Origin of the sequence: Mycobacterium sp., assembly GCF_049802695.1 — a bacterium.
Lineage (GTDB): Bacteria > Actinomycetota > Actinomycetes > Mycobacteriales > Mycobacteriaceae > Mycobacterium.
Genome location: NZ_JBARMY010000551.1, coordinates 1 through 7793, shown reverse-complemented (window position 1 = coordinate 7793; position 7793 = coordinate 1). Strand labels below are relative to the sequence as shown.

The following is a 7793-nucleotide window of genomic DNA, read 5'->3' as shown; positions in this document are numbered from 1 at the left end:
GGCCTATGCGGTGCCCGATGCGCCGACCCTGGTCGCGCCCACGGTCGCCGATCTGGCGACCGCCGTGAACGGGACGCTGATCAGCGGGGACGACGCGCTGCTGGGACGTGAGGCGACGGGTGTGGTGGTCGCCGGGATGACGGCCGACCACGTATTGGAACGGCTGAGCGAGGGCGCCGCGGTGGTCACGCCCGGTGACCGGTCCGACGTCGTGCTGGCCGTCGCCAGCGCCCATGCAGCGGCAGGGTTTCCGTCGCTGTCGTGCGTGATCCTCAACGGCGGATTCCACCTGCACCCGTCGATCGCGGCGCTGGTGGCCGGGCTCGGACTGCGGCTGCCGATCATCGCGACGACGTCGGGTACCTACGACACCGCAAGCGCCGTCAGCTCGGCACGCGGCCGAGTCACCGCGGCGTCTCAGCGTAAGATCGACACCGCGATTGAGTTGATGGCCCGTTACGTGGACATCCCGGAACTACTGGCGCGGTTCGCCGTTACGATTCCTGAAGTCGTCACACCGCAGATGTTCACTTACCGGCTGCTCGAGCAAGCCCGGTCGGATCGCAAGCACGTCGTGCTCCCCGAAGGCGACGACGACCGCATCCTGAGCGCCGCCGGCCGGCTGCTGCAGCGGGGCGTGGCCGACCTGACCATTCTGGGCGATGAAGCTCGAACCCGTTCTCGCGCGGCCGAACTCGGTCTCGACCTGGATGCGGCGACGGTCCTCGACCCACGAACCGCCAAGGTGTGCGACCAATTCGCCGAGCAGTACGCGGAGCTGCGCAAGAACAAGGGGGTCAGCGTCGAGCACGCCCGAGAGATCATCTCCGACGTTTCCTACTTCGGTACCATGCTGGTGTACAACGACATGGTCGACGGGATGGTATCCGGTGCCGCGCACACCACCGCGCACACTGTGCGTCCGGCGTTCGAAATCGTCAGGACCGCGCCCGGCATCTCCACCGTGTCGAGCGTGTTCCTGATGTGCCTGCCCGACCGGGTGCTGGCCTATGGTGACTGCGCCATCGTTCCGGATCCGACTGTCGAGCAGCTCGCCGACATCGCGATCAGCTCGGCGCAGACCGCCGCGCAGTTCGGCATCGAGCCGAGGGTGGCGATGCTGTCTTACTCGACCGGCGACTCCGGCAGCGGTGCCGACGTCGAAAAGGTCCGCTCGGCAACCGATTTGGTGCGCAGACGGGCCCCGGACCTGCTGGTAGAGGGGCCCATCCAGTACGACGCGGCGGTGGAGCCCTCCGTCGCGGCCACAAAGCTGGGCGACTCGCCGGTCGCCGGACGCGCGACGGTGTTGATCTTCCCGGATCTCAATACCGGCAACAACACCTACAAGGCGGTGCAGCGCAGTGCCGGCGCGATCGCAATCGGTCCGGTGCTCCAAGGGCTGAACAAGCCGGTCAACGACTTGTCCCGCGGCGCGCTGGTCGAGGACATCGTCAACACCGTCGCCATCACCGCAATCCAAGCGCAGGGCCACCATGGCCCCTAATACTGTCGTGCTGGTGCTCAACTCCGGATCGTCATCGCTGAAATGCCGACTGGTTGAACCTGATTCGGGAACATCGCTGGCTGATGGCGTGGTGCAGCAGATCGGCGAGCAGTCGTCGCCGGTCGCTGACCACGACGCGGCGCTGCGGTCGGCATTCGACCAGATCTCCGAGGCAGGCATCGACTTGAAGACGTGTGGTCTGGCAGCGGTCGGTCACCGAATTGTGCATGGCGGCAATACCTTTTACCGACCTACGCTGATCGACGATGATGTGATTGCGAAAATCAAAGAGTTGTCGTTGCTGGCGCCGCTGCACAATCCGCCCGCAGTGCAAGGCGTCGAAGTGGCGCGCCGAATGCTGCCCGACATTCCGCACGTCGCGGTATTCGACACGGCGTTCTTTCACGACTTGCCTGCCGCGGCGGCGACGTACGCGATCGATCGGAAGCTGGCCGAGAAGTGGCACATCCGCCGGTACGGTTTTCACGGCACGTCGCACCGGTACGTCAGCGAACAAGCTGCGTTGTTCCTCGGCAGGCCGCTGGCGGATCTGAATCAGATTGTGCTGCATCTGGGTAACGGCGCATCGGCGTCGGCGATCGCGAAAGGGCGGCCCGTCGACACTTCGATGGGTCTGACACCACTGGAGGGCCTGGTGATGGGCACCCGCAGTGGTGACATCGACCCGGGCGTCATCAGCTATTTGTGGCGTGCGGCGAAGATGGGTGTCGAGGAAATCGAGTCGATGCTCAATCACCACGCGGGAATGCTGGGGCTGGCCGGTGACCTCGACTTCCGTCGGCTTCGAGAGAAGATCGAATCCGGCGACAAAGCAGCGCAACTGGCGCACGACGTGTTCATCCACCGGCTGCGCAAGTACATCGGCGCCTACCTGGCGGTGCTGGGCCACACCGATGTGCTGACGTTCACCGCCGGCATCGGCGAGAACGACCCATTGGTGCGGCGCGATGCGGTGTGCGGGCTGGCGGGGCTGGGCTTGCAGATCGACGAAGACCGCAATGCCGGCCCGGGCGAGGGTGCTCGGCGCATCTCGGGCGATGACTCACCGATCACCGTGCTGGTGGTCCCAACCAATGAAGAGCTGGCGATCGCTCGCGACTGCCTACAGGTGATCTGACGCCGCGCCGAAGGCCGGATTAGTGCTCGTGACGGTGAGTTCCGCGCGACGCCAGACGGGGAGGAACCGCTGGCGCCGCGCGGAGGTCTGGAAGGGTGTGCAAGGTGTCACCGTTTCGTCGGCGAACTTCGACAACCTCGATGACCCGCTTTCTTGCACCCGCGTCTAGTGCTGGACTCCACCATAACTAGATTTTCGCTGAGAAAACAGGTTTCGGCTTATTCAATATTCAGCTGGCCGGGCTGGACGCGTGCGCTGGCGTGGGGGCGGAGTCCGCCCACGTCAGACGTGCAGCGGCCTAGCTCGGACGAGCGAATGACGACGCCGGGACATGACCACCGGCGATCGCTAACCTGAGACTAACCTGTGAGCGTCGGGGGGCGAATGCCGGGCATGGCGCCGGCGGCGAAGGACCGCCGGCGCCATGCGCCCGAGCTACCGAAGCTACTCCCGATCAGAACAGGGCAAGTAAATCTGTCCAGATTGTGCTGAAGTGGGTGGCTGAACGAGCCGGCGAACGACCTGTCGCGCGGCGCGCTGGTCGAAGACATCGTCGACACCGTCGCGATCACAGCGATTCAGGCACAACAGTGACGGGAGACCGCGTCGTCCTGGTCATCAAATCCGGGTCGTCATCGCTGAAATACCCAATGGTGCGGCGCGACGCGGTGTGCGGGCTGGCTTGCCGAGTGCTTGGTCAACCGCACCGGTGAGATCGCCGAAGATCGCACTCGAGCCGGAGGTGAGTCGGACCGATCGTTCCTGAACGTCGGGCCGCGGCGGGGCGACCGGGGTAACAGCGACGATGCTGGCACCGGTCAAAGCCACACTGGCGGTGATCCAGGGACGAAGGGCGCGCTGCATGGTCGACTCCTTCTTTCACGGCTGTAACAGTCGTCAGCCTGTAACTGAGACTAGGCTGAGAGAGGAAGCATTTCACTTAGAAAGTTTTCAGTCGATCAAGCGCCCTGCGCAAGCCGTTCTCTTGTGGAAGCCGTGACGCGCGGTGCCGTGTCGCCGTGGGAATCTTCAAACTATGGGCGAGGCGGGCGGGCCGTTCATCGGAAGCGAGGCGCTGGCCAGCGGCGTGGTGAGCCGACACCGATTGCGGACGCGTTATCGAGCGGTGTTCCCGAATGTCTATCTACCGAAGCAAGCCCAGCCATCGCTTGAACAGCGCATCGCTGCGGCGTGGCTGTGGTCGCACCGCGAGGCAACTATCGCCGGAACGGCAGCCGCCGCCCTGCACGGCGCCAAGTGGATCGACGACAACGTCACCATCGAGCTGGTCCACCCCAATGCTCGCGCACCGCGGGGGGTGCTAACCCGGCGCGACGTAGTGCTCGACGGCGAAGTGATGGCTGTGGCCGGGTTCGCGGTCACCACACCGGAGCGCACCGCTTTCGACATCGGTCGCCGAGCGACGCTCCGCACGGCGGTTGCCCGACTGGACGCGCTCGCGCGGGCCACAGGCTGCAAGGTCGACGACGTTTTGGCCATAGCGCAGCGTCATCGCGGCGCTCACGGGCTGCGCCGTTTGGAGACGGCGTTGGAACTGGTTGATCCGGGCGCGCAGTCGCCTCGAGAAAGCTATCTGCGGCTGCTGCTCGTCGACGCCGGTTTTCCGCGGCCGCAAACTCAGATCCCCGTGCTGGGCCCAGACGGTCTTCCGATTGCCTACCTCGACATGGGTTGGCCGGAGCACCTGGTCGCCGTGGAATACGACGGCGACCACCATCGGGTCGACCGGTGGCAATACGTCAAGGACATTCGGAGGCTGGAGATACTCGAGCGGAGGGGCTGGCTGATAGTCCGGGTAGTCGCCGAGGACCGCCCTGCCGAGATTGCCCGCCGGGTGCGGCGCGCGTTGACGCTCCGGGGCTTCGAGTGTGCGGCCGGGGCTTCCGCTGTGCACTGAGGGCGGGAATGCGGCGAGTTTTCCGCCCGGGACGCACAGTGGACGAAAGTGCAGAGCTCTAGAACGTGCTGGAAGGCCGCACCCGGTTTGCCATGTCGACCAGCGTGTAGCGGTGCGCCTGGGTGGGAGCAACCCGTGCCAACCCGCGCAGCGACGCCTCAACCCCAAGAGCTACACCATGTTTGCTGAACGGGAATCCGAGGATGTGGTTGGTGCTGGCCTCGTGGTCCTGCAGCCAGTCCATCGCGCCGCCGAGCACAAGAGCCCGGATCTGCAGCACGCGAGGTTCGGTGGGCGGCAACGCCTCAACCCGTCGCGCCGCGTCGCGGATGTTCTCCTCGGTGATCTCCTTGATCGACCGGCCCGACAGCAACGTGACCGCACTGGTCAACCGCGCGGTGGTGAAATGCCTTGAGCTGGGCGGTACCTTGTCAAGGACACGCACCGCACCCTCGCGGTTACCGGTGGCCGACAGCGCCCTGGCCAACCCGAAAGCAGCTGAGATGACGCCGTCGTCGGTGTTCCACACAGTCCGGTAAAACTTGTGCTCGTCGGAATTGCCGGCCAGTTCAGCGGTGGCGGCCAGGGCCATCTTGGGCGCCAACTCGCCAGGAAACGTGTCCAACACTTCGGTGAAATGCTTGATGGCGGAATCGAAGTCACCAGTGAGCAGTTCCGAGACGGCGCGATACCACACCAGCCGCCAGCGCCATCCGACGCGTTCGGCGAGGTCATCGAGTTTGCGGGTGGCGTTGCCCACGTCGCCCAGGTCGAGCAGCGCGCGAACCTCCATCAGCGGCAACTCGACCGACTCCGACAAGTCGATGCCTTCGGCGTCCAGTGAGCCGTGCCGGAAGGCGCGCAGCGAATCCAGCGTCTGCACCGGCTGGGACAGCACGGTGGCCTGCAACAGGGGAGCCGCGACGTCGGCCGGGTCGACCAGCGGCACCTGCAGTGCGGTGACGATCTCGCGGGCGGTCAACTTCTCGGCGTGCACCTTCCCGTCCAGATACACATCGGTGTGCGCCACCAGCAGGTCCACCCCGAACGTCGACCTCGACCGGCTGAAGATCGTCGACAACCCCGGCCGGGGCACGCCGCTGTCCTGCGCGACCACCTCCCTCAGCACGCCCATCAACTGCCCCGACATCTCCTCGGCGCTACCGAACCGCCGCAGCGGATCCGGGTCGATGGCGCGGCGCAACAGGCGGCCGAACGAGTCGTAGTCGGCCAGCACAGGATCGTCTTCGGGCAGGCCGTCGACGTAGCGGCCGTTGCGGGTGCGCAGCTTCAACGTCAGCGCCGCCAGGGTGCGTCCCACGGTGTAGATGTCGGTCGCCACCGTAGGGCCGGTCCGGACGATCTCCGGTGCCTGGTAGCCGGGGGTGCCATACAGGTAGCCGAACGAGTTGACCCGCGACACCGCCCCGAGGTCGATCAGCTTGAGCTGCTCCTCGGTAAGCATGATGTTCTCCGGCTTCAGGTCGTTGTAGACCAGACCGACCGAATGCAGATAGGCCATGGCGGGCAGGATTTCGAGCACATATGCGATGGCCTCGGCGACCGGCAGCTTCTTGTCTCTGCCCCGCTTCAGTGACCGACCGCCGACATACTCCATCACGATGTAGCCGACGGGTTCGCCGTGCCGGTCGGTGTGCTCGACGAAGTTGAAGATCTGCACGATCGACGGATGCACCACCTCGGCGAGGAATTGCCGTTCGGCCATCGCGATCGCCTGCGCCTCGGCGTCACCGGAATGCACCAGACCTTTGAGCACGACGGGGCGGTCGTTGACGTTGTGGTCGAACGCCAGGTAAACCCAGCCCAGACCGCCGTGCGCTATGCAGCCCTTGATCTCGTACTGTCCCGCGACAACGTCGCCCGGTTTCAGCTGCGGCAGAAATGAAAACGGGCTACCGCAGTGCGGGCACCAGCCCTCGGAGACCGCCTGGCCGTCCTTGCTGGACCGGCCCACCGGTCTTCCGCAGTTCCAGCAGAAGCGCTTGGACTCCGGGACGACCGGGTCGGTCATCAATGCCTCGAGCGGGTCGGTGTCAGGCACCCGCGGAATCTCCACCAGCCCGCTGCCCAGCCGTCGCACCGGCTGAATCGTCCGGGTGGCCGTCGTCGTGCGCTCGTGCGGTTCGGTGAACACCGTCCCGAACGTGATGTCGTCATCATCGTCGTCAAAATCCGGACGGAACAACGCCTGGGTCGGCATCGCGCGCCGCACCGAAGAGGAATCGACGCGGGCGTCGACCGGCTGAGTACGGGACCCGACGTCCTCGTCGTGTTCGATATCGCGCTCGCTCACGAACTCACCCACCTAGTCCACGTACCTCGGTTCGGGAGGTGTCGGGGCCGGGCCGAGGACCGTCAACCATTTGCGGTACAACGTGTTCCAGGTGCCGTCGCGACGGATACGGTCCAAAGTGCCATTGACGAAGCGGACCAGGCCGCTGTTGTTCTGGTTCACTCCGATGCCATAAGGCTGGCTGTCCATGTTCGGTCCGACGATGTGCAGATAGGGGTCCTGCGACACCAGCCCGGCCAGAATCGAATCATCGGTGCTGACCGCGTCGACCTCCCGCTGTTGCAGCGTCACCAAGCAGTCAGCCCAATTCACCACCGACACGATGGTGGGCGGCGGGGCGATCTCGCGGATCCGGCGCAGCGACGTCGTGCCCTCGGCCACGCAGACCCGTTTACCGGACAAGTCAGACGGCTTGACGATCGACGAGTCACGCGGGGCCAGAATGCGCTGCGCGGCATCGAGATAGACGGTGGAGAAGTCCACCAGCTTGCGCCGCTCGCAGGTGATCGTCATGGTCTTGACGACGATGTCGACGTGCGACTTCTGCAGTTCGGTGATGCGCTCGGCCGACGACAGGATGCGGTACTCCACCTGAGCCGGTGATCCGAAGATGTCGCGCGCCACCTCGCCGGCGATGTCGACGTCGAACCCGGTGATCTCCCCGGTGATCGGGTCCCGGAAGCTGAACAGGTTGCTGCCGATGTCGAGCCCGACGATCAGTCTGCCGCGGGCACGGATGTCGGCCACCGCGGCGTCGGCGTCGGCTTTAGTGGGGAATGGACGCAAGCTGGCGGTCGGGTTGCAGTCATCACCCGAGCGTTCCGGAACGCGCGCTGCCTGCGGCGCCAACTCCTGCATGCCGGCCGGGGTCGGCGACGGCAGCGTCGGCACCGACACCGCCACCGTGGGCTCGGAG

General features: G+C 65.5%; 6 protein-coding genes and 1 pseudogene. 4 read left to right on the top strand and 3 right to left on the bottom strand.

Annotated features, from left to right (window positions below; translation table 11 throughout):
- From pta to WA317_RS21760, 3 genes and pseudogenes are all read left to right on the top strand, one after another.
- On the top strand, nucleotides 1–1507 hold a 1507-nt coding region (gene pta, locus WA317_RS21770; RefSeq protein WP_425175002.1), incomplete at its 5' end, for a phosphate acetyltransferase.
- The gene (locus WA317_RS21765) at nucleotides 1497–2645 is read left to right on the top strand and encodes an acetate kinase (RefSeq protein WP_425175001.1); all 1149 of its coding nucleotides are present in this window, start codon (nucleotides 1497–1499) and stop codon (nucleotides 2643–2645) included. The genes pta and WA317_RS21765, both read left to right, overlap by 11 nt.
- A 501-nt stretch (nucleotides 2646–3146) precedes the next feature.
- Nucleotides 3147–3239 (top strand): annotated as a pseudogene (locus WA317_RS21760) (phosphate acyltransferase); the annotation flags it as partial.
- Between the two features lie 24 nt (nucleotides 3240–3263).
- On the opposite strand, the gene WA317_RS21755 reads toward WA317_RS21760, so the two are convergent.
- Nucleotides 3264–3509: a hypothetical protein gene (locus WA317_RS21755; protein WP_425175000.1), complete on the bottom strand. Its 246-nt coding sequence runs from the start codon at nucleotides 3507–3509 to the stop codon at nucleotides 3264–3266.
- Between the two features lie 172 nt (nucleotides 3510–3681).
- Here WA317_RS21755 and WA317_RS21750 point away from each other — a divergent pair, with 172 nt between their 5' ends.
- Nucleotides 3682–4563, top strand: coding sequence for a hypothetical protein (locus WA317_RS21750; protein WP_425174999.1), 882 nt, complete (start codon nucleotides 3682–3684; stop codon nucleotides 4561–4563).
- Nucleotides 4564–4621: 58 nt separating this feature from the next.
- Here the strand turns inward: WA317_RS21750 and WA317_RS21745 are convergent, their stop codons facing one another.
- Together WA317_RS21745 and WA317_RS21740 are read right to left on the bottom strand one after the other, a co-directional pair.
- Nucleotides 4622–6862 (bottom strand): serine/threonine-protein kinase PknG, encoded by a 2241-nt coding sequence (locus tag WA317_RS21745; protein WP_425175003.1) that lies wholly within the window; start codon nucleotides 6860–6862, stop codon nucleotides 4622–4624.
- A gap of 27 nt (nucleotides 6863–6889) precedes the next feature.
- Nucleotides 6890–7793 (bottom strand): glutamate ABC transporter substrate-binding protein (locus WA317_RS21740; protein ID WP_425174998.1); only part of this gene is annotated, 904 nt, incomplete at its 5' end.

Bases quoted from the DNA above. Each gene is read 5' to 3' on its own strand.
- WA317_RS21765 (WP_425175001.1), top strand. From the start codon at position 1,497: ATGGCCCCTAATACTGTCGTGCTGGTGCTCAACTCCGGATCGTCATCG.
- WA317_RS21755 (WP_425175000.1), bottom strand. From the start codon at position 3,509: ATGCAGCGCGCCCTTCGTCCCTGGATCACCGCCAGTGTGGCTTTGACC.
- WA317_RS21750 (WP_425174999.1), top strand. From the start codon at position 3,682: ATGGGCGAGGCGGGCGGGCCGTTCATCGGAAGCGAGGCGCTGGCCAGC.